Below are 21,586 nucleotides of genomic sequence, written 5' to 3'. Positions count from 1 at the left end.
TAGTTGCACCTAATCGGAATTATCCCGAAAAGGCGGTTTTTTGCTCCCTTTTAGCGCAGTCAGGGGCCTTTGCTAGAAGCAAAAGCACCAAGCAGGAGCGGCACTTTCGTACCAGAAATTATTTCCTGACGAGTTGCCGAATATTCCGACAAAAAAGGGTTGCACCCGGTTGCACCTCTTTCGGCTCGCGGCTAATCTTGCCGCCAGCTGTTGTCGCGCAACTGCGGCACCTATGAGGATAAAAATATGGCTACCACCACCCTTGGGGTCAAACTTGACGACCCGACCCGCGAGCGCCTGAAGGCCGCCGCAACCTCGATTGATCGCACACCGCACTGGCTGATCAAGCAGGCAATTTTCAATTACCTGGAAAAACTCGAGGGTGGTGCAACCCTGACCGAGCTGGACGGTTTGACCGCCAAGGACGCCGACGACGCGGGCGAAGTCCACACCGATCACGCTCACCAATGCTTCCTTGAATTCGCCGAAAGCATCCTGCCGCAATCGGTTTTGCGCGCCTCGATCACCGCTGCTTACCGTCGCCCTGAGCCGGAAGTCGTGCCGATGCTGATCGAGCAGGCTCGCCTGCCGGCGCCGATGGCCGAAGCCACCAACAAACTCGCCGCAACCATCGCGGAAAAACTGCGTAACCAGAAGAGTGCCGGCGGTCGTGCAGGCATTGTTCAGGGCCTGCTGCAGGAATTTTCCCTGTCGTCCCAGGAAGGCGTGGCACTGATGTGCCTGGCCGAAGCGCTGCTGCGTATCCCGGACAAGGGCACTCGCGATGCACTGATCCGCGACAAGATCAGCACCGGCAACTGGCAGCCGCACCTGGGCAACAGCCCGTCGCTATTCGTCAACGCGGCGACCTGGGGCTTGCTGCTGACCGGCAAACTGGTCTCCACCCACAACGAAGCCGGCCTGACTTCGTCCCTGAGCCGCATCATCGGCAAGAGCGGCGAGCCGATGATCCGCAAGGGCGTCGACATGGCCATGCGCCTGATGGGCGAGCAGTTCGTGACCGGCGAAACCATCGCCGAAGCACTGGCCAACGCGAGCAAGTTCGAAGCCAAGGGCTTCCGTTATTCCTACGACATGCTCGGTGAAGCGGCGCTGACCGAACACGACGCCCAGAAGTACCTGGCCTCGTACGAACAAGCCATTCACTCGATCGGCAAAGCCTCCCACGGCCGTGGGATTTATGAAGGCCCGGGCATCTCGATCAAACTGTCGGCCCTGCACCCGCGTTATAGCCGCGCCCAGTACGAGCGCGTGATGGATGAGCTGTACCCGCGTCTGCTGTCGCTGACCCTGCTGGCCAAGCAATACGACATCGGCCTGAACATCGACGCCGAAGAAGCCGACCGCCTGGAGCTGTCGCTGGATCTGCTCGAGCGCCTGTGCTTCGAGCCGCAACTGACCGGCTGGAACGGCATCGGTTTCGTGATCCAGGCCTACCAGAAGCGTTGCCCGTACGTGATCGATTACGTGATCGACCTGGCTCGCCGCAGCCGTCATCGCCTGATGATCCGTCTGGTGAAAGGCGCGTACTGGGACAGCGAAATCAAGCGCGCCCAGGTCGAAGGCCTGGAAGGCTATCCGGTCTACACCCGCAAGGTGTACACCGACGTTTCCTACATCGCCTGCGCCCGCAAACTGCTGTCGGTACCGGAAGTCATCTACCCGCAGTTCGCCACGCACAACGCCCACACCCTGTCGGCGATTTATCACATTGCCGGTCAGAACTATTACCCGGGTCAGTACGAATTCCAGTGCCTGCACGGCATGGGCGAACCGTTGTACGAGCAGGTTGTAGGCAAAGTTTCCGAAGGCAAGCTGAACCGTCCGTGCCGTGTGTACGCTCCGGTCGGCACCCACGAAACCCTGCTGGCGTACCTCGTACGTCGCCTGCTGGAAAACGGCGCTAACACTTCGTTCGTCAACCGCATCGCCGACCAGTCGATTTCGATCCAGGAACTGGTGGCTGATCCAGTTGCGCAGATCGAGCAGATGGCGACCGTGGAAGGTGGTTTCGGCCTGCCGCACCCGCGCATTCCGCTGCCGCGTGATTTGTATGGTTCCGAGCGCGCCAACTCCAGCGGCATCGACATGGCCAACGAACATCGTCTGGCCTCGCTGTCCTGCGCCCTTCTGGCGACCGCCCACAACAACTGGAAAGCCGCGCCGATGCTCGGTTGCGCCTCCAGCAACGAAGCGCCGGCACCGGTGTTGAACCCGTCCGATCTGCGTGACGTGGTCGGCCACGTGCAGGAAGCCACCGTTGAAGACGTCGACAACGCCATTCAATGCGCCCTGAACGCCGCACCGATCTGGCAGGCCACCCCACCCGCCGAACGCGCCGCGATTCTGGAACGTGCCGCTGATTTGATGGAAGGCGAGATCCAGCCGCTGATGGGCCTGCTGGCCCGCGAAGCCGGCAAGACCTTCGCCAACGCCATCGCCGAAGTCCGCGAAGCCGTCGACTTCCTGCGTTACTACGCGGTGCAGGCACGCAACGATTTCAGCAACGACGCCCACCGCCCAATGGGCCCGGTGGTCTGCATCAGCCCGTGGAACTTCCCGCTGGCGATCTTCAGCGGTCAAGTCGCCGCCGCACTGGCCGCCGGTAACCCGGTGCTGGCCAAACCGGCCGAACAGACTCCTCTGGTGGCTGCACAAGCCGTGCGTCTGATGCTCGAAGCCGGGATTCCGGAAGGCGTGTTGCAACTGCTGCCGGGTCGCGGTGAAACCGTCGGCGCCGGTCTGGTGGGCGATGAGCGCGTCAAAGGCGTGATGTTCACCGGTTCCACCGAAGTCGCCCGTCTGCTGCAACGCAACATCGCCGGTCGCCTCGACAACCAGGGCCGTCCGATTCCGCTGATCGCCGAAACCGGCGGCCAGAACGCGATGATCGTCGACTCTTCGGCACTGACCGAACAGGTGGTGATCGACGTGGTGTCGTCGGCCTTCGACAGCGCCGGTCAGCGTTGCTCGGCTCTGCGCGTCCTGTGCTTGCAGGAAGATTCCGCAGATCGCGTCATCGAAATGCTCAAAGGCGCGATGGCTGAAAGCCGTCTCGGCAACCCGGAGCGCCTGTCCGTGGACATCGGCCCGGTGATCGACGCCGAAGCCAAGGCCGGTATCGAGAAGCACATCCAGGGCATGCGCGACAAAGGTCGCAACGTGTACCAGGTGGCCATCGCCGATACCGAGGAAGTCAAACGCGGCACCTTCGTCATGCCGACCCTGATCGAGCTGGAAAGCTTCGATGAGCTGCAACGCGAGATCTTCGGCCCGGTGCTGCACGTGGTGCGCTACAAGCGTAAAGAGATCGACCAGTTGATCGCCCAGATCAACGCCTCCGGTTACGGCCTGACCCTCGGCGTGCACACCCGCATCGACGAGACCATCGCCAAGGTGATCGACAACGTCAACGCCGGTAACGTCTACGTCAACCGCAACATCGTGGGTGCCGTGGTCGGCGTCCAGCCGTTCGGTGGTGAAGGCCTGTCGGGTACTGGCCCTAAAGCCGGTGGCCCGCTGTACCTGTACCGTCTGCTGTCGACGCGTCCTACCGATGCCATCGAACAGTCCTTCGCTCGCGGTGATGCTGCCGTGGCACCGGACGTTCGTCTGCGCGACGCCATGAGCAAACCGCTCACCGCCCTGAAAGCCTGGGCCGACAGCAACAAGTTCGCCGACCTGAGCACCCTGTGCGTGCAGTACGCAGCGCAGTCGCAAAGCGGTATCACCCGCGTGCTGGCCGGCCCGACCGGCGAGAGGAACAGCTACGCGATCCTGCCGCGCGAGCACGTGCTGTGCCTGGCGGACATCGAAGGTGATCTGCTGACCCAACTCGCTGCGGTATTGGCGGTGGGCGGTTCGGCGGTCTGGCCGGAATCCGACACCAGCAAGGCATTGTTCGCACGCCTGCCGAAGGAGATTCAGGCGCGGATCAAACTGGTTTCCGACTGGAACAAGGACGACGTGGTGTTCGATGCGGTTCTGCATCACGGCCATTCCGACCAGTTGCGTGCGGTCTGCCAGCAGATCGCCAAACGTGCCGGCGCCATCGTTGGAGTTCAGGGCCTGTCCCAGGGCGAGACCAACATTGCGCTTGAGCGCCTGGTGATCGAGCGCGCGCTGAGCGTCAACACTGCGGCAGCGGGCGGTAACGCCAGCCTGATGACCATCGGTTAATCAGCGACTCCGCCGCTGATCGTTCCCACGCTCTGCGTGGGAATGCCTCAAGGGACGCTCCGCGTTCCAGCCACGCTGCCGATTTCAAGCCTGGCACCGATGGGACGCAGAGCGTCCGGGGCTGCATTCCCACGCAGAGCGTGGGAACGATCAACAACGATCAGCACAGGAACATAGAAATGGGCGCCCTCACCGGCGCCCATTTTTTTGGCCTCTCCATCACCGTTATCAATCTTCCTGTTCAGCCTTTATTCGCACGCCTAGACTCGGCCCATTCCAAAAAAAGGTAGGCCGCCATGTCCGAGACGCTGCTCAGTTCCCGCAATCTGGCTTTCGAGCTGTACGAGGTCCTCGATGCCGAGGGCCTGACCCGGCGCGAGCGGTTTGCCGAGCACAACCGCGAAACCTTCGATGCTGCCATTGGCACGGCGCGCAACATCGCCGAAAAGTACTTCGCACCGCACAACCGCAAGGGCGACGAGAACGAGCCGCGCTACGAGAACGGTCAGGCGATTCTGATTCCCGAAGTGAAACCGGCGGTGGATGCCTTCCTCGAAGCCGGATTCCTCAACGCGGCGCGCAGTTTCGACGCCGGCGGCATGCAACTTCCTACACTGTTGTCCCAGGCCTGCTTCGCCCACTTCCAGTCAGCCAACGCGGCGTCGACCTCATACCCGTTCCTGACCATGGGCGCCGCCAACCTGATCGAAAGTTTCGGCACCGAAGAGCAGAAGCAGCGCTTCCTGCAACCGATGATCGACGGCCGCTTCTTCGGCACCATGGCCCTGACCGAACCCCATGCCGGCTCGTCACTGTCGGATATTCGTACACGCGCAGAGCCTGCGTCCGACGGCACTTACCGCCTCAAGGGCAACAAGATCTTCATTTCCGGCGGCGATCACCCGCTCTCGGAAAACATCGTGCACATGGTGCTGGCCAAGCTGCCGGACGCTCCGGCCGGGGTGAAGGGGATTTCGCTGTTTATCGTGCCGAAGTTTCTGGTCAACGATGACGGCAGTCTGGGCAAGCGCAACGACGTGTTGCTGGCCGGGCTGTTCCACAAGATGGGCTGGCGCGGCACGACGTCCACGGCGCTGAACTTCGGCGATAACGGCGAGTGCGTCGGCTATCTGGTAGGCAAGCCGCATCACGGCTTGAGCTATATGTTCCAGATGATGAACGAGGCGCGGATCGGCGTCGGCATGGGCGCGGTGATGCTTGGTTATGCCGGTTACCTGTACTCGCTGGAATACGCTCGCGAACGTCCGCAGGGCCGGGTGCCGGACAGCAAGGACCCGACGACGGCGCCGGTGGCGATCATTCAGCACGCCGATGTCAGACGCATGCTGCTGACGCAGAAATCCTACGTCGAAGGTGCTTTCGATCTCGGTCTGTATGCGGCACGGCTGTTCGATGACACCACCACGCTGGAAACCGAGGCCGAGCGCAAACAGGCCCATGAACTGCTGGATTTGCTGACGCCGATCGTCAAATCCTGGCCATCGGAGTTCTGCCTGAAAGCCAACGAACTGGCGATCCAGATTCTCGGTGGCCACGGTTACACTCGCGAATACCCGGTGGAGCAGTACTACCGCGACAACCGCCTGAACCCGATCCACGAAGGCACTCACGGCATTCAGTCGCTGGACTTGCTCGGGCGCAAACTGGCGCAGAACGGTGGCGCCGGGCTCAAGCAGCTGATTCGACTGATCGCCGACACCGCCGAGCACGCGGTGGCGTACGAATCGTTGACTGCATTGCGTGAGCCGCTGGAAAAACTGGTGGCGCGCCTGCAGAGCGTGACCATCGGCCTGCTGACCGATCTGGCTCAAGGCAAGGTCAACAGCAGTCTGGCGAATTCGGCGTTGTACCTGAAAGTGTTCGGGCACACGGTGATTGGCTGGCGCTGGCTGGAGCAGGCGATTCGCGCCGAGGAAGGGTTGGCCAAGGGGAATGTGGCGGATGCCGACTTCTATAAGGGCAAGTTGCAGGCGGCGCGGTATTTTCTGACGTGGGAAGTGCCGGGGTGCCAACATGAGCTGACGTTGCTGGAGGCGCGGGATGATACGTGTCTGGCAATGCAGGATGCGTGGTTCTGATCCCACGGTGATCGTTCCCACGCTCCGCGTGGGAATGCCTCCTGTGACGCTCTGCGTCACGATCTTGAGAGGACGCGGAGCGTCCGGGGCTGCATTCCCACGCAGAGCGTGGGAACGATCAATCAAGATAGTTTGAACCCACCCATCTGCCGCGCCAGATCATCCGCCAACCGCTGCAACATCTGACAATCCTCACGACAAGCCCGAACCTCCCCCGCCGTCGCCCGGGCCAGATCGGAAATCCCCTGCACGTTACGATTGATCTCCTCGGTCACCGCCGACTGCTCCTCGGTCGCCGTCGCCACCTGATGGTTCATGTCGCTGATGCGCTCGACCTGCCCGGTGATCGCGGTCAAAGAAGCTCCGGTACGCTGGCTGGATTCAACCCCAGTCCCCGTCGCGGCCTGCCCGGTGCGCATCGATGAAACCGCATTCTCCGCCCCCTGCTTGAGGCTGCCGATCATCTGCTGGATCTCGTCGGTAGACGCCTGAGTACGACGCGCCAAAGTGCGCACTTCATCCGCCACCACCGCAAAACCACGCCCCATGTCCCCGGCCCGCGCCGCTTCAATCGCCGCGTTCAACGCCAAAAGGTTGGTCTGCTCGGACACCCCGCGAATCACCGCCAGCACCTGATCGATCGACGCCACCTGATGCGCTAGCTCACCCACCGCGCCCGCCGCGACGCCGATTTCATCGGACATGCTTTCTATATGGCGAATCGAGCCCCCGACCACTTCCCGCGCCTGCATCGCTTCATCACGAGCGGTTTGTGAGGCGAGCGCGGCATTGCCGGCGTTCTGGGCGATTTCCTGCACGGTCAGGCCCATTTCGTGGACGGCGGTGGCGACCATGTCGGTCATTTCCTGCTGACGACCTGAGCGCTCGGCGGTGTTATCCACAACCCGGGCCACCTGGCCGACGGCAACACGCAGACGCTCGCTGGTGGTCAGCACTTCGCCGATCATTCCGCGCTGGCTATCAAGGAAACGGTTGAAGCCCCGAGCGAGGTCGCCCAACTCATCCGCGCGGCTGGAATCTAACCGATGGGTCAAATCTCCACCACCGCTACCGATTGCTACCAGCGCAGCTGTTACCTGACGAATCGGTCGCACCAATCCCTGAGCCAGCCAGATCACCAGCGCCAGGCAAACCAGTGCCACCGCCAGACCGATGCCGCTGCTCATCCACATCGCCCGGCGGGCTTCGGCGTAGATCTGCGACTGTGGCACTTCGGCCACCAGGGTCCAGCCGAGGTCGCGCAAAGGCAGGCTGAAGGCGAGGAAGTCTTCGCCATCGCGCTGGAAGCTGCTGTTGGTTGCCACTTTATGGCCCATGACCGCTTGTGCTGCCGAGCCGCCGATCTGCTCGCTCAAGGTGCGCTTGCCGCTGAACTGCGCCTCGGGATGGACCTGGATCAAACCGTCGGAACGCACGAGATAGACCTTCCCGCGCTCGCCGAAGCTGAAGTTGTGGATCAGCTCCGACAGCTCTTTCATGCTCAACCCGAGCCCCGCGACACCGACCACTTTGCCGGCCTGCTCGACCTTCAAATCGATGAACAGCGCCAGCTCTCCGGTCGCCCCGTCGTTGTCGATGTTCAGGGTTCGCGGCTGGTTGCTGTCGAGGAAAGAGTAAAACCACGCATCGGCCGGTTTGGATCGGCTGAGGGTGCGATCCAGGCCTTTTTCGGTGATGTAATGATTGGATTCGGTGCCGATGATCAGCGCGGTAAACGCCTTGTGTTCGGCGCGGATGCCTTCCAGATACTGCGCAAAGCCCGCCGTTTTGGCGGAGTCTTCACCATTGGCCAGCCAGTCGCGGACCATCGTGTTACTGGCGATGTCCTTGGCGGCGGTAAGGGGTTGAACGAGGATTCGTTCGATGTCGTTGCGCGTCGCTTCGATGCTCGACGGCAGCGCCTGTTCGACCAGATAGCTCTGGGCGAGGCGGTTGACCACCAGGGTATAAATGCCAACCACGATCAGAATGCTGACCAGCAGGGCGGTGCCCATGCCGAGGATCAGCTGCCATTGAATACTGCGACGCCAGAACTGCATGGAGCACCCCCAAAGAATAAGAGGCTGAAACACTGCAACAGCCGTGCCGATTGTATACAACGCAATCGACAATCTTATTCTTTGGTTGTGCGCAATCCCATCAACCCTGATTGATGGTCTTGGCGATGGTCTCGACCGTGGCGCTGACTTGCTCTTGGTAACGCTCGAGTTCTTCCTGATGCTGTTTCTTCATTTCAATCTGCTGCGAGCACAGATTCATCGCCGCCAGCACCAGCAGGCGGTCGCCGATCAGCGTCGGGTATTTGCGCTTGGTGTCGGCCAGTGCGGCCTTGAGCATCAATGCGGCGTCCAGCAGGGTCTGTTCTTCCCCGGCCGGTGCCTTGATCGAATAGTCCTCCCCCATGATGGAGATGACTTTTACCCCTGCTGTGCCGTGGTTCATGCGCTGACAGGGCCTGCGTTGACGCGATCAACCAGGGCCTGGATGCGCGCGGCGGTGGCGCCGTGCTTTTCTTCCTGTTCCATCAGGCTCAGTTGCAGGCTTTCGTTTTCATCCTTGGCCTGGGCCAGTTCCGTGGACAGGGTCTGGTTGGTTTCCGACAGGGTCTGGTTCTGTTGCACCAGGTCGCTGACGAGCTGTTCCAATTGGCTGAGGGATGCTTCCAACATTTTGATCTTCCAGGGCTTTTTCAAAGGGCGCGTACGATAAAGAAAAGTCGTCGTTGACGCCAGGGTTAAACCGGCGCAAGGCCTTGATTTTCCTGGCGGCTCGACCGTTCTTGCGAGTGTTAGAGACTGTCATCTGCCGATCTGGTTCCTGCACTTCGTCGCTTGCGTGCGGATGCGACAAATACGCACATGGACTAAAGAGTTCATTCGCCTGACCGATAAGTCACCCAACAGCAGTCTCAGCCCGCACGGATGCGGCCCTTCCCTGGTATCCGCCTCCATGTCCCTTCGTAATATGAACATCGCCCCCCGGGCGTTCACCGGCTTCGCCTTGATCGGCGGCCTGATGCTGATTCTCGGCGTGTTCGCCCTGAATCAGATGAGCAAGATCCGCGCAGCAGGCGAAGACATCGCCACGGCCAGCGTGCCTTCGATCAAAGCCCTCGACGAATTCACCCAGTTGACCCTGCGCCTGCGCGTGCTGTCGTATCGGTTGCTGATCAACCGTGAGCCAGACGTCCAGCAAAAAACCATCGAGCTGTTCGATTTGCGCAACCGGCAGATCACCGACGCGCAACGCGCCTACGAGCCGCTGATCGATGGCCCGCAAGAACGCGCGGCTTATGATCAGTACGTGCAGTTGCTGGCGCAGTACCGCCAGCTCGAAGACCGGATGAAGACTCTGTCGCGCAACAATCAGGTCGACGAACTGCGGCAGATGCTCAACACCGATTTGCTCGCCAATTCCGAAGCGGTGAATACCGCTCTCGCGCGCTTGCTGGAGATCAACACCCAACAGATCGCCGAGACCAATCAGGGCGCCACTGATCAGTATTCGATGTCGTTTAATCTGGTCGTGACCCTGTTAATCATCGCCACCGGCCTGACTTTGTTGTTCGCCTGGCTGTTGACCAGCAGCATTACCAAACCAATTGCCAAGGCACTGGATGCGGCGGAAACCATCGCCGAAGGCAACCTGACCCAGCCGATTCACGTTGACGGCACCGACGAAGCCGGGCGCCTGCTGGCGGCCATGGCCAAGATGCAATCGAAGCTGCGCGACACCCTGCAGCGGATTTCCGGCTCGGCCACCCAACTGGCCTCCGCCGCCGAAGAGCTGAACAGCGTCACCGACGAAAGCGCCCGTGGGCTGACCCAGCAGAACAACGAAATCGAACAGGCCGCCACCGCGGTCAACGAGATGACCAGCGCCGTGGAAGAAGTCGCGCGCAACGCCGTCAGCACCTCGGAAGCCTCGAAGAACGCCACCACCTCTGCCGGCGACGGGCGCGATCTGGTGCAGGAAACCGTCAGCGCCATCGAACGCATGAGCGCCGACGTGCAGAGCACCGCGACCCTGATCGGCGACCTGGCCAACGAATCCCGCGACATCGGCAAGGTACTGGACGTGATCCGTGGCCTGGCTGACCAGACCAACCTGCTGGCACTGAACGCTGCGATTGAAGCGGCCCGTGCCGGTGAAGCCGGCCGTGGTTTTGCTGTGGTGGCTGACGAAGTCCGTGCCCTGGCGCACCGCACCCAGCAGTCGACCAGCGAGATCGAGCGCATGATCGGCAGCATCCAGAGCGGCACCGAACACGCCGTGGACTCGATGCGCAACAGCACCGAGCGCGCCGAGTCGACCCTGAACATCGCCCGTGGCGCCGGTCTGTCGCTGGACACGATCAACACGGCCATCGTCGAAATCAACGAGCGCAACCTGGTGATCGCCAGCGCTGCTGAAGAACAGGCACAAGTGGCGCGGGAAGTGGATCGCAACCTGGTGAACATCCGCGATCTGTCGGTGCAATCGGCGACCGGCGCGAATCAGACCAGTGCGGCGAGTAACGAGCTGTCGCGATTGGCGCTGGATCTGAACAATATGGTTGGGCGGTTTAGCCTCTGAGATAGAAGCCCCCTTTTGATCATTCTCACATCGAGAGGTTGATCGTTCCCACGCTCCGCGTGGGAATGCAGCCCGGGACGCTCCGCGTCCCAAAAGCGGACGCAGAGCGTCCATTGAGGCGTTCCCACGCGGAGCGTGGGAACGATCGCCTCCTCTGGTGCAAAAGCTTTTTGACAGCATCACATTTCAACAGGTTAGAATCGCTGGCACGCAGACTGCATGGTCAGTTTGTGCCCGTCTTTCCGCTTCTGGAGTACTGCCTTTGAATGCGACGACCATCAACAGCCTGTTCTTGATCGGCGCGTTGCTGGTAGGCGCAAGCATTCTTGTCAGCTCCCTTTCTTCCCGTCTCGGCATCCCGATTCTGGTGATCATCCTCGCGGTCGGCATGACTGCCGGGGTCGATGGCGGCGGCATCATTTTCGATAACTACCCGACGGCCTACCTGGTCGGCAACCTCGCACTGGCAGTGATCCTGCTCGACGGCGGCTTGCGCACCCGGGTGTCCAGTTTCCGCGTGGCCTTGTGGCCGGCATTGTCACTTGCGACGGTCGGGGTACTCATCACCACCGGCCTCACCGGCATGGCCGCCGCGTGGCTGTTCGACCTCAATCTGATTCAAGGCCTGCTGATCGGCGCCATCGTCGGCTCCACGGACGCCGCGGCGGTGTTCTCGCTGCTTGGCGGCAAGGGCCTGAACGAGCGGGTGACCGCCAGCCTGGAAATCGAATCCGGCAGCAACGACCCGATGGCGGTGTTCCTCACCGTGACCCTGATCGACATGCTCGCCAGCGGCCAGACCGGCCTGCACTGGAGCCTGCTGACCCACCTGATCCGCGAGTTCGGCATCGGTGGCGTGATCGGTCTGGGCGGTGGCTGGCTGATGCTGCAACTGGTCAACCGGATCAATCTCGCCGCCGGCCTGTATCCGATTCTGGTGATCGCCGGCGGTCTGGTGGTGTTTGCCCTGACCAACGCCCTGCACGGCAGCGGCTTCCTCGCCGTGTACCTGTGCGGTCTGGTGATCGGCAACCGGCCGGTGCGCAGCCGCCACGGCATCCTGCACATGCTCGACGGCATGGCGTGGCTGGCGCAGATCGGCATGTTCCTGGTGCTGGGTTTGCTGGTCACTCCGCATGATTTGCTGCCGATCGCCGTGCCTGCCCTGGGTCTGGCGCTGTGGATGATCCTGTTCGCCCGGCCACTGTCGGTGCTGGTCGGGCTGCTGCCGTTCAAGGCCTTCCACGGTCGCGAGAAAGCCTTCATTTCCTGGGTCGGCCTGCGTGGCGCGGTACCGATCATTCTGGCGGTGTTCCCGCTGATGGCCGGGCTGCCGGATGCACAGCTGTACTTCAACCTCGCCTTCTTTATCGTGCTGGTGTCGCTGCTGGTGCAGGGCACGAGCCTGCCGTGGGTGGCCAAGCTGCTCAAGGTGACAGTACCGCCGGAGCCGGCGCCGATTTCCCGCGCCGCCCTCGAAGTGCACGTCACCAGCGAGTGGGAGCTGTTCGTTTACAAGCTCGGCGCGGAAAAATGGTGCATCGGTTCGCCCCTCCGCGAACTGAAAATGCCCGAAGGCACACGTATCGCTGCCCTGTTTCGCGGCCAGCAACTGCTCCATCCGTCGGGTAGTACGGTGCTGGAAGTCGATGATTTGCTGTGTGTTATCGGCCATGAACACAACCTTCCGGCCCTCGGAAAACTGTTCAGCCAGGCGCCGCAACGCGGCCTCGATCTGCGCTTCTTCGGCGACTTCGTACTCGAAGGAGACGCCCAGCTCAAAGCGGTTGCCGCCCTGTACGGCCTGCCCGCCGAAGGCATCGATCCGGACATGACCCTGGGCCACTTCATTGCCCAGAAAGTCGGCGGTGCACCGATCGTTGGCGACCAGGTGGAATGGAACAACACCCACTGGACGGTTGCGGTCATGGACGGGAACAAGATCGGCAAAGTGGGCGTCAGATTCCCCGAAGGAAGTCGCCCGGGCCCCGGACTCTTCCTCTAAACTGCGTCCACTCTCACTTGCTTGACCGGTCTCTATGCCTACCCTGCGCTCCTTTTTCCTCGCGGCCCTGTTGGGCCTGAGTCTTTCCGTCGGCCCGCTGCAAGCCGCCGAACCACCGTCCAGCGACGCCGTGCAGGCCAGCCTGGACAAGCTCACCGACAGCAAGCTGCCCGAGGCCGACAAGAAGGCCCTGCAGACGGTCCTGCAAAACACGCTGAACCAGCTCAACAACCGGCGTGACTACGAGCAGAAGCTGATCGACCTCAAGCAGCAGTTGGCAACTGCGCCGAAGCAGACCATCGAGAATTCGCGCGAACTGACCCGCCTCAAGGCCAGCGCCGTGGTACCGGTGGCGCAGCGCTTCCCCAAGGAAAACATCCAGCAGCTGGAGCAGATGCTCACCGAGCGCTCGACCCAGCAAAGCGATCTGCAAAAGGCCCTGGCCGACGCCAACAGCCTGATCATCACCGCCCAGACCCGTCCCGAGCGCGCCCAGGCCGAGATTTCCAGCAGCCAGACGCGCATCCAGCAGATCAACAACATCCTCAAGACTGGCAAAGACGCTGGCAAAACCGTCAGCGCCGAGCAGCGCGACCTGCTCAACGCCGAACTGGCGGCGCTCAATGCGCTGATCCCGCTGCGCCGTCAGGAACTGGCCGGCAACAACCAGTTGCAGGATCTGGGCAACAGTCAGCATGACCTGCTCTCGGAGAAATCCGACCGCCTGGATCGCGAGATTCAGGAGCTGCAAACCCTGATCAACCAGAAGCGTCTGACCCTGTCGCAGGAAACCGTGACGCAGCAGTCGATCGAGGCTCAGAAGTCCGGCAGCAGCACCCTGCTCGCCACGGAAAGCGCGGCCAACCTCAAGCTCTCCGACTACCTGCTCAAGAGCACTGACCGACTCAACGAACTGACCCAACAGAACCTGCAGACCAAGCAGCAGCTGGACAGCGTGACCCAGAGCGATTCGGCCCTCGACGAGCAGATCAACGTGCTCAAGGGCAGCCTGCTGCTGTCGAAGATTCTCTATAAACAGAAACAGGCGCTGCCGCGCCTCAAGGTCGACCGCGACCTGGCGGACCAGATCGCCGACATTCGCCTGTACCAGTTCGAAATCAACCAGCAGCGCGAACAGCTGAGCAATCCGGCGACCTACGTCGACAACCTGCTGTCCACCCAGCCGCCCGAGCAAGCCACGCCACAGCTGCGCAAGAGTCTGCTGGAGCTCGCCAACACTCGCGTCGATCTGCTGGAACGGCTGAGTCGCGAACTGAGCGCGATGCTCAACGAATCGATCACCCTGCAACTGAACCAGAAACAACTGCTGAGCACCGCGCAAAGCCTGCGCGCGACCCTCGACGAGCAGATGTTCTGGATTCCGAGCAACAAGCCGCTGGACACCGAATGGATGCGCGGCGTGCCGGAGCGCCTGAAGCGTCAGATCGACACCTTGCCGCTGGCCTCGAGCTTCAGCGAACTGACCGACGGCCTGACCCAGCGACCGCTGTTGTTCCTGCCGCTGGCATTGCTGATCGGCGCGCTGCTGTGGCGCCGCAAGCAGTTGTATTCGCGCCTGAACAAGGTTCACCAGGACATCGGCCACTTCAAGCGTGACAGCCAGTGGCACACGCCGCAGGCGATCCTGATCAACATTCTGTTGGCGATGCCGGTGGCGCTGGGCCTGGCCTTGTGCGGGCTGGCGTTGCAGATCGACGCACGGGGGCAGAACGCGAACATGGGCGCGGCGCTGCTGCAAATGGCCCAGGCGTGGCTGGTGTTCTACACCGCCTACCGGATCCTCGCGCCGGGCGGCGTGGCTGAACTGCACTTCCGCTGGGAAAAGCCGCAGGTCGAATTCCTGCAAGGCTGGGTGCGTCGCCTCGGACTGGTGGTCATGGCGCTGGTGGCCGTGGTGGCGGTCGCCGAGCTGCAACCGGCGGCGCTGGCCGACGATGTGTTGGGCATGCCGGTGGTGCTGACCTGCTACGCCCTGATGGCATGGCTGCTCAGCCGCCTGCTGATCAGCAGCCCGACCCACGAAAACGCCTCGCTGTTCCGCAAGGCCGTGGGTGTGATGTTCACCCTGCTGCCTATCGCGCTGTTCGTCGCCGTGTGCTTCGGCTACTACTACACCGCGCTGAAGCTCAGTGACCGCTTGATCAACACGTTGTACCTGCTGATGTTCTGGCTGGTGATCGAAGCCACCTTCGTCCGTGGTCTCGCGGTCGCGGCACGTCGTCTGGCTTACCAGCGCGCCCTGGCCAAACGTCAGGCCGCGAAGGAAGCCGGCGACGGCGAAGCGGTGATTGAAGAGCCGACCCTGGACATCGAAAAGGTCAACGAACAGTCCCTGCGCCTGATCCGTCTGGCGCTGCTCGGCGGTTTCATCGCCGCGCTGTACTGGGTCTGGGCCGACCTGATCACGGTGTTCTCGTACCTCGACAACATCACCCTCTACGAATACACCAGCGGTACCGGCGCCAACATGAGCATGGTGCCGATCAGCATCGGCGACATGCTCGGCGCGCTGATCATCATCGGCATCACCTTTGCGCTCGCCCGCAACTTGCCGGGTCTGCTTGAAGTGTTTGTGCTGTCGAAACTCAATCTGGCCCAGGGCAGTGCCTACGCGACCACGACGCTGCTGTCGTACGTGATCGCCGGGGTCGGTTTCGTCTCGACCCTGTCGACCCTCGGCGTGAGCTGGGACAAGTTGCAATGGCTGGTGGCGGCGCTGTCGGTGGGCCTCGGTTTCGGCATGCAGGAGATCTTCGCGAACTTCATCTCCGGCATCATGATCCTGTTCGAGCGCCCGGTGCGGATCGGCGACACCATCACCATCGGCAACCTGTCGGGCACGGTGAGCAAGATCCGCATCCGCGCCACGACCATCACCGACTTCGACCGCAAGGACATCATTGTCCCGAACAAGACGTTCATCACCGGGCAACTGATCAACTGGTCGCTGACCGACACCATCACCCGGGTGACCCTGAAACTGGGCGTCGATTACGGTTCGGATCTGGATCTGGTCAAGGAACTGCTGCTCAAAGCCGCCCGGGAAAACCCGCGCGTGCTCAAGGAACCCGAGCCGCACGTGTACTTCCTCAACTTCGGCGAAAGCACCCTCGACCACGAATTGCGCATGCATGTGCGTGATCTCGGCGACCGCAACCCGGTACTCGATGAGGTCAACCGCTTCATCAACCGCGAGTTCAAGAAGCAGCACATCAACATCTCGTTCCGCCAGATGGAGGTTTACCTGAAGAACCTGCATGGCCAGGAATACAAGATGGTGCCGATCGAGCCGGAAACCAAAACCATCGTGCCGGTCAGCGACGACCAGAAACCGTTACAGGAACCGCCGCCGGCCAAACTCGACTAACCCGGCTAATCCCAGCAGAATGCTCGGACATTCTGCTGGAGCCGGTCCTTGAAAGCCCTCGACGAACTGACCTTCGACAACCGCTTCGCCCGCCTGGGCGATGCGTTCTCGGCCCACGTGCTGCCCGAACCGATCGACAATCCGCGACTGGTCGTGGCCAGCCCTGCGGCCCTGGCGCTGCTGGATCTGGATCCAGCAGTGGCCGACACCCAGGAATTTGCCGAGCTGTTCGGCGGCCACAAGCTGTGGGCCGACGCCGAGCCTCGGGCGATGGTCTATTCCGGGCATCAGTTCGGCGGTTACACCCCGCAGCTGGGCGACGGTCGCGGGCTGTTGCTGGGCGAGGTCTACAACACGGCCGGCGAGCACTGGGACTTGCATCTGAAGGGCGCCGGGCAGACGCCGTTCTCGCGCATGGGCGACGGTCGCGCGGTGCTGCGCTCCTCGATCCGCGAGTTTCTCGCGTCCGAAGCGCTGCATGCGCTGAACATCCCGTCTTCACGCGCCGCCTGCGTGATCGGCTCCGACACTCCAGTGTGGCGTGAGAAACAGGAGCGCGCCGCGATGGTGCTGCGCCTGGCGCCGAGCCACATCCGTTTCGGCCATTTCGAATATTTCTATTACACCAAGCGTCCCGAACAGCAGAAGCTGCTCGGCGAACACGTGTTGGCGATGCACTACCCCGAATGCCTGGAACAGCCGGAACCGTATCTGGCGATGTTCCGCGAGATCGTCGAGCGCAACGCCGAATTGATCGCCAAATGGCAGGCCTACGGCTTCTGCCACGGCGTGATGAACACCGACAACATGTCGATCCTCGGCATCACCTTCGACTTCGGCCCGTTCGCCTTCCTCGACGATTTCGACGCGAACTTCATCTGCAACCACTCCGACGATCAGGGCCGCTACTCGTTCAGCAATCAGGTGCCGGTCGGCCAGTGGAACCTCAGCGCCCTGGCCCAAGCCCTGACGCCGTTCATCAGCGTCGAAGCCCTGCGCGAAACCCTCGGCCTGTACCTGCCGCTGTTCCAGGCCCATTACCTCGACCTGATGCGCCGCCGCTTCGGCTTCACTACCGCCGAGGACGACGACCAGCAACTGCTGGAGCAACTGCTGCAACTGATGCAGAACAGCGGCGTCGACTACACGCTGTTCTTCCGCCACCTGGGCGAACAGTCAGCCGAACAGGCCGTCGCTCGCTTGCGCGATGACTTCGTGGATATCAAGGGTTTCGATGCCTGGGGCGAGCGCTATGTCGCCCGAGTCGCACGCGATGGTGCAAGCGATCAAGAACAGCGCCGCGCGCGGATGCATGCGGTGAATCCGCTGTACATCCTGCGCAACTATCTGGCGCAGAAAGCGATTGATGCTGCCGAGCAGGGTGACTATTCAGAAGTGCGCCGGTTGCATGCGGTGCTGAGCAATCCATTCGAAGAACAACCTGGAATGGAGAGTTACGCGGAACGGCCGCCGGAGTGGGGCAAGCATCTGGAGATCAGTTGTTCGTCTTGAGGCCGTTTCCAACTTCCAAATGCTCAAGACGATCGATGTAACTGGCTATAAGCGTCGAGATGGCGGCCTATCATTTCGACCAAACCCATGAGCGGGTGTGATTCGTCCGCTCCAGCCATGCCTCTCAGCTCCTTAACTGATTCGACCAAAAAATTGTATTCCTCCTCTGACTCTGGCCGTTTAAGGACAGGTGCGACGTGAATCCAGTGCTCAATAGCCAACTCAACTATTCCGCTCATTTTTGCCCCTTGCGTTGGTTCCCAGCGAATTACCAGGACGCCCGGATTCACTCTATGTCGTGAGCAGAAGGAGAAAAATCAGCCGAAACGACACTTTATGTAGGAGACATCTTCGATTACTGAAGGTAACTGCTGTCAGATTTCGCCTTGATAAATACCTCGCACGACTCCAGATTTGTTGTACGAACTGCCTAATTCACCGAGCTGATCATGACCGACCCACTCCTCATCCCCTGCCCCTCCTGCAACGGCCTCAACCGCATCCCCGCCGAGCGCCTCAACGACCACCCGAAGTGCGGGCGCTGCAAGTCCGAGGTGCTGTTGAACAAGCCGTTTGAGCTCAAGCAAGGCGATTACGCCAGTCAGATCAAGGGTGATCTGCCGTTGCTGGTGGACGTGTGGGCGGACTGGTGCGGGCCGTGCAAGTCGTTTGCGCCGGTGTTCGAGCAAGCGGCTGCGCAGTTGGCGGGCAAGTGCCGGCTGGCCAAGCTGGACAGCGAGGCCAATCAGCAGTTGTCGGCGCAGTTGGGGATTCGTTCGATTCCGAGCCTGATTCTGTTCCGCAACGGCCGGGAAGTCGCCCGTCAGAGCGGGGCCTTCCCGTTGCCGCAGTTGATGGCCTGGCTGCGTAGCCAGGGCATCTGACAAGGCTTCAGGCGTCTTCGAGCAGGTTATGCAGCTCGACGAACTGCTGCGTCAGCTTGTGCCGTGGGTCGAGGTGGATCAGCGGCGTGTTGGCCTGATGGGATTCGCGCATGCGCACTGAACTGGCGAGGTAGACCGGCAGTACCGGCAGGCCCTCGGCGATCAGTTCGTCGAGGATCTGCTGCGGCAGGCTGGCCCGGGCCTGGAACTGGTTGACCACAATGCCTTCGACTTCCAGGCCTTCGTTGTGGTCTTCCTTCAACTCGTCGATCTCGGCGATCAGACCGTACAGGGCCTGACGCGAGAAGCTGTCGCAGTCGAAGGGAATCAATACCCGATCGGCGGCAATCAGGGCCGAGACCGCATAGAAATTCAGCGCCGGCGGCGTATCCAGATAGATCCGGTCGTAATCTTCCGACAGCTCGTCGAGCAGCTTTCGCAGCTTGTTGATCTTGTGTTTGGCCTCGAGCTTGGGCTGCAGGTCGGCCAGTTCGGCGGTGGCGGTGATGATGTGCAGGTTGTCGAAGGGCGTTTCGTAGATATCCGCCTGATTCCTTTTTGAGAACGGCCCGGAAGACAGGGTCTGTTTGAAGAAGTCGGCAATGCCCATCGGAATGTCGTCACCCGTGAGCCCGGTCAGATACTGAGTGGAATTGGCCTGGGCATCGAGGTCGACCAACAGCGTGCGATAACCTTCGCTGGCGCTTACCGCCGCCAGATTGCAGGCAATGCTGGATTTGCCCACGCCACCTTTCTGATTGAACACCACGCGCCGCATGACAAAACCTCCGTGTATCAAAGAATGACCGAGTGTAGTGGTGCCCGGTGCCGGTTCGCTACCTCGATGGACGCGGACTACAAAGTCAGGCGCCAATCTCCCAATGAATACGGCGCAAAGAGACCCGTTGATCGCCGATTCGCCTGACAGACAGACACCCGACAATCTGGATAATGGCCAAGTGACAGCTCTTGCCGCGTACCATTCGGTTCATTTCGTCGTTCAAAATGTAACCAGCATTTGCTACACACTCGTCGCACCGGGATAATGCGCGCCACCCGGCGCCACGCGCCATGCCATTTCAGGCTAAATCAGCTCAGCGGCGACGTTGGCGAAACCGCGTCAACTCAGCCCGCAGGGGCGGGATAAATGTCCGTGATCAACTTCAACATCGCCCAATGGCGCGCCTGGGCTCCCGGGCTCGACAGTGTGGAAGCCTGGCAAGCCTGGAGCCGACAACCGGTCGTGCTCGAAAGCAGCGATGCCGCACCCGATGTTTCGTTTCTGCCGGCCATGCAGCGCCGTCGTCTAAGCCGTCTGGCGCGGATGGCATTCAGTGTCGGCTGGCCGCTGGCCGACGGTCGGGAAAATCTGCCGCTGGTGTTTGTCTCCCGGCACGGCGAAACCCCGCGCACCTTTGAAATCCTCAGCGATCTGGCCAACGAACAGCCGCTGTCGCCGACCCAGTTCAGCCTGTCGGTGCACAACGCGATCATCGGCCTGTGGTCGATCATGCGCGGCGAAACCAGCGAAATGACCGCGCTCGCCGCGGCCGGCGACGGCCTCGAACACGGCATGCTCGAAGCGGCGACGTTGTTGAACGAAGGGGCCCCCGCCGTGCTGCTGGTGATCACCGAGGAACAACCGCCCGAAGCCTATTCGACGTGGATCGACGACGTACCGTTTCCCTACGCGGTCGGGCTGTTGCTCACCCCCGGTACCGACTGGCGGCTGACCCTGAACAGCGCCCCCGAAGCACGGTCAAAAACGCAGTGGCCCCACGCACTGAATCTGCTGCGAACCCTGCTCGGTCAGCAACCCCATTGCCAACATGCCTGGAAGACTCGTCTATGGACCTGGCAACGCAACCTGTAATCGGAAAAAACCGCGACGCCTATTACTGGCGTCTGCTGGCCACCGCCACCAGCTTCGCCCTGTTCGGGCTGGGTGGCCTGTGCCTGCGCCTGCTGGTATTTCCATTGCTCGGCTGCCTGCCGGGCGATGCCAGGGTGCATCGCGAGCGGGCGCGCCAGACCGTCAGCCGGCTGTTCTGGTTTTTCGTCCGGTTCATGGCCCGTACCGGCGTGCTGACCTACGACATTCAGGGCGCCGAACGTCTCGGCCGTCCGGGGCAGATGATCATCGCCAACCACCCGTCGCTGATCGATGTGGTGTTCCTGATCGGTCTGGTGCGCCGGGCCAACTGCGTGGTGAAGAAAAGCCTGTGGGAAAACCCCTTCACCCGTGGCCCGCTGCGCAGCACCGAATACATCAGCAACGACGGCAGCATGGACATGCTCGACGCTGCCGCCGGTGCCCTGCAGAGCGGGCAGACCCTGATCATTTTCCCCGAAGGCACCCGCACCCAACCGGGACAGGCGCCGGCCTTTCATCGGGGTGCGGCGGCCATCGCATTGCGCGGTGCGAAAATCGTCACCCCGGTGGTCATCCACGTCAGCCCGACCACCCTGACCAAGGCCGAACCCTGGTATCGCATTCCCAGTCGCCGCGTGCACTTCAGTTTTCGCGTCGGGGCCGATATAGACCCACAGACTTTCGCCGCGCAGGGCCCCGCGCCTCAGGCTTCGCGCAAGCTCAACGACTATTTGCACCAATTCTTTATCAAGGAGCTCGCCGAAGATGAGCGATCTAAACCGTGACATCAAAGAGCTGATCATCGACGCCCTGGGCCTCGAAGACATCAGCGCAGAGGACATCGGCGACGACCAGACGCTGTTCGGCGAAGGCCTGGGCCTGGATTCCGTCGACGCCCTGGAGCTCGGCCTGGCGATCCAGAAAAAGTACGGCATCAAGATCGACGCCGACGCCAAGGACACCCGTAACCATTTCTCCAACGTGGCGAGCCTTGCGGCGTTCGTCACGGCAAAACAGGCAGCTTGAGAC

General features: G+C 61.6%; 14 protein-coding genes and 1 pseudogene. 11 read left to right on the top strand and 4 right to left on the bottom strand.

Going from position 1 to position 21,586, the window contains the following annotated elements; all coding sequences use genetic code 11:
- The first annotated feature begins 246 nt into the window (after nt 1-246).
- Nucleotides 247-4,200, top strand: a complete 3,954-nt coding sequence (gene putA, locus CAF90_RS21765) for a trifunctional transcriptional regulator/proline dehydrogenase/L-glutamate gamma-semialdehyde dehydrogenase (protein WP_085608451.1) — start codon at nt 247-249, stop codon at nt 4,198-4,200.
- Between the two features lie 296 nt (nt 4,201-4,496).
- A complete protein-coding gene (locus tag CAF90_RS21760) occupies nt 4,497-6,299 on the top strand; it encodes an acyl-CoA dehydrogenase (protein ID WP_085608450.1) in 1,803 nt (600 codons plus the stop codon).
- Between the two features lie 122 nt (nt 6,300-6,421).
- On the opposite strand, the gene CAF90_RS21755 is transcribed toward CAF90_RS21760, so the two are convergent.
- The 3 genes from CAF90_RS21755 to CAF90_RS21745 all read right to left on the bottom strand — a co-directional run bounded on the left by CAF90_RS21755 (nt 6,422) and on the right by CAF90_RS21745 (nt 8,989).
- Nucleotides 6,422-8,359 carry a methyl-accepting chemotaxis protein gene (locus tag CAF90_RS21755; protein ID WP_085608449.1) on the bottom strand — a complete coding sequence of 646 codons (1,938 nt, stop codon included), beginning with the start codon at nt 8,357-8,359 and terminating at the stop codon, nt 6,422-6,424.
- A 100-nt stretch (nt 8,360-8,459) separates the two neighbouring features.
- On the bottom strand, nt 8,460-8,762 hold the full coding sequence (locus CAF90_RS21750) for a cell division protein ZapA (RefSeq protein WP_007952314.1): 303 nt from the start codon (nt 8,760-8,762) through the stop codon (nt 8,460-8,462).
- Nucleotides 8,759-8,989: a hypothetical protein gene (locus tag CAF90_RS21745; RefSeq protein WP_007952320.1), complete on the bottom strand. Its 231-nt coding sequence runs from the start codon at nt 8,987-8,989 to the stop codon at nt 8,759-8,761. Before CAF90_RS21745 ends, CAF90_RS21750 begins: the two co-directional genes overlap by 4 nt.
- A gap of 172 nt (nt 8,990-9,161) precedes the next feature.
- Here CAF90_RS21745 and CAF90_RS29975 point away from each other — a divergent pair.
- The 6 genes and pseudogenes from CAF90_RS29975 to trxC form a co-directional block, all read left to right on the top strand.
- A pseudogene (locus CAF90_RS29975) lies at nt 9,162-10,040 on the top strand (MCP four helix bundle domain-containing protein); the annotation flags it as partial.
- Nucleotides 10,023-10,895: a methyl-accepting chemotaxis protein gene (locus CAF90_RS29970; RefSeq protein ID WP_371850982.1), complete on the top strand. Its 873-nt coding sequence runs from the start codon at nt 10,023-10,025 to the stop codon at nt 10,893-10,895. The pseudogene CAF90_RS29975 and the gene CAF90_RS29970, both read left to right, overlap by 18 nt.
- Before the next feature lie 262 nt (nt 10,896-11,157).
- Entirely contained in the window at nt 11,158-12,900 is a 1,743-nt protein-coding gene (locus tag CAF90_RS21730; RefSeq protein WP_085608446.1) for a potassium/proton antiporter, read from the top strand.
- A 34-nt stretch (nt 12,901-12,934) separates the two neighbouring features.
- A complete protein-coding gene (mscK, locus tag CAF90_RS21725; protein WP_085608445.1) occupies nt 12,935-16,288 on the top strand; it encodes a mechanosensitive channel MscK in 3,354 nt (1,117 codons plus the stop codon).
- Nucleotides 16,289-16,336: 48 nt separating this feature from the next.
- Nucleotides 16,337-17,800 carry a protein adenylyltransferase SelO gene (selO, locus tag CAF90_RS21720; RefSeq protein ID WP_085608444.1) on the top strand — a complete coding sequence of 488 codons (1,464 nt, stop codon included), beginning with the start codon at nt 16,337-16,339 and terminating at the stop codon, nt 17,798-17,800.
- Between the two features lie 449 nt (nt 17,801-18,249).
- Nucleotides 18,250-18,684, top strand: coding sequence for a thioredoxin TrxC (gene trxC, locus CAF90_RS21710; RefSeq protein ID WP_064592954.1), 435 nt, complete (start codon nt 18,250-18,252; stop codon nt 18,682-18,684).
- A gap of 7 nt (nt 18,685-18,691) precedes the next feature.
- Here the strand turns inward: trxC and CAF90_RS21705 are convergent, their stop codons facing one another.
- The gene (locus tag CAF90_RS21705; protein WP_085608442.1) at nt 18,692-19,462 is read right to left on the bottom strand and encodes a ParA family protein; all 771 of its coding nucleotides are present in this window, start codon (nt 19,460-19,462) and stop codon (nt 18,692-18,694) included.
- Between the two features lie 369 nt (nt 19,463-19,831).
- Here CAF90_RS21705 and CAF90_RS21700 point away from each other — a divergent pair, with 369 nt between their 5' ends.
- Genes CAF90_RS21700 through CAF90_RS21690 form a run of 3 tightly spaced genes read left to right on the top strand, consistent with a single transcriptional unit; the run spans nt 19,832 to nt 21,583 of the window.
- Nucleotides 19,832-20,557, top strand: a complete 726-nt coding sequence (locus CAF90_RS21700; RefSeq protein ID WP_085608441.1) for a beta-ketoacyl synthase chain length factor — start codon at nt 19,832-19,834, stop codon at nt 20,555-20,557.
- On the top strand, nt 20,533-21,342 hold the full coding sequence (locus CAF90_RS21695) for a 1-acyl-sn-glycerol-3-phosphate acyltransferase (protein WP_007952342.1): 810 nt from the start codon (nt 20,533-20,535) through the stop codon (nt 21,340-21,342). Before CAF90_RS21700 ends, CAF90_RS21695 begins: the two co-directional genes overlap by 25 nt.
- Nucleotides 21,323-21,583: a phosphopantetheine-binding protein gene (locus tag CAF90_RS21690; protein WP_007952344.1), complete on the top strand. Its 261-nt coding sequence runs from the start codon at nt 21,323-21,325 to the stop codon at nt 21,581-21,583. Before CAF90_RS21695 ends, CAF90_RS21690 begins: the two co-directional genes overlap by 20 nt.
- Nucleotides 21,584-21,586: the final 3 nt, after the last annotated feature.

The organism is Pseudomonas sp. B37(2017), from assembly GCF_002112885.1.
GTDB classification, from domain to species: domain Bacteria; phylum Pseudomonadota; class Gammaproteobacteria; order Pseudomonadales; family Pseudomonadaceae; genus Aquipseudomonas; species Aquipseudomonas paraglycinae.
Note: the sequence above shows the minus strand (reverse complement) of the source record. Positions and strands in the feature narration are given on the sequence as shown.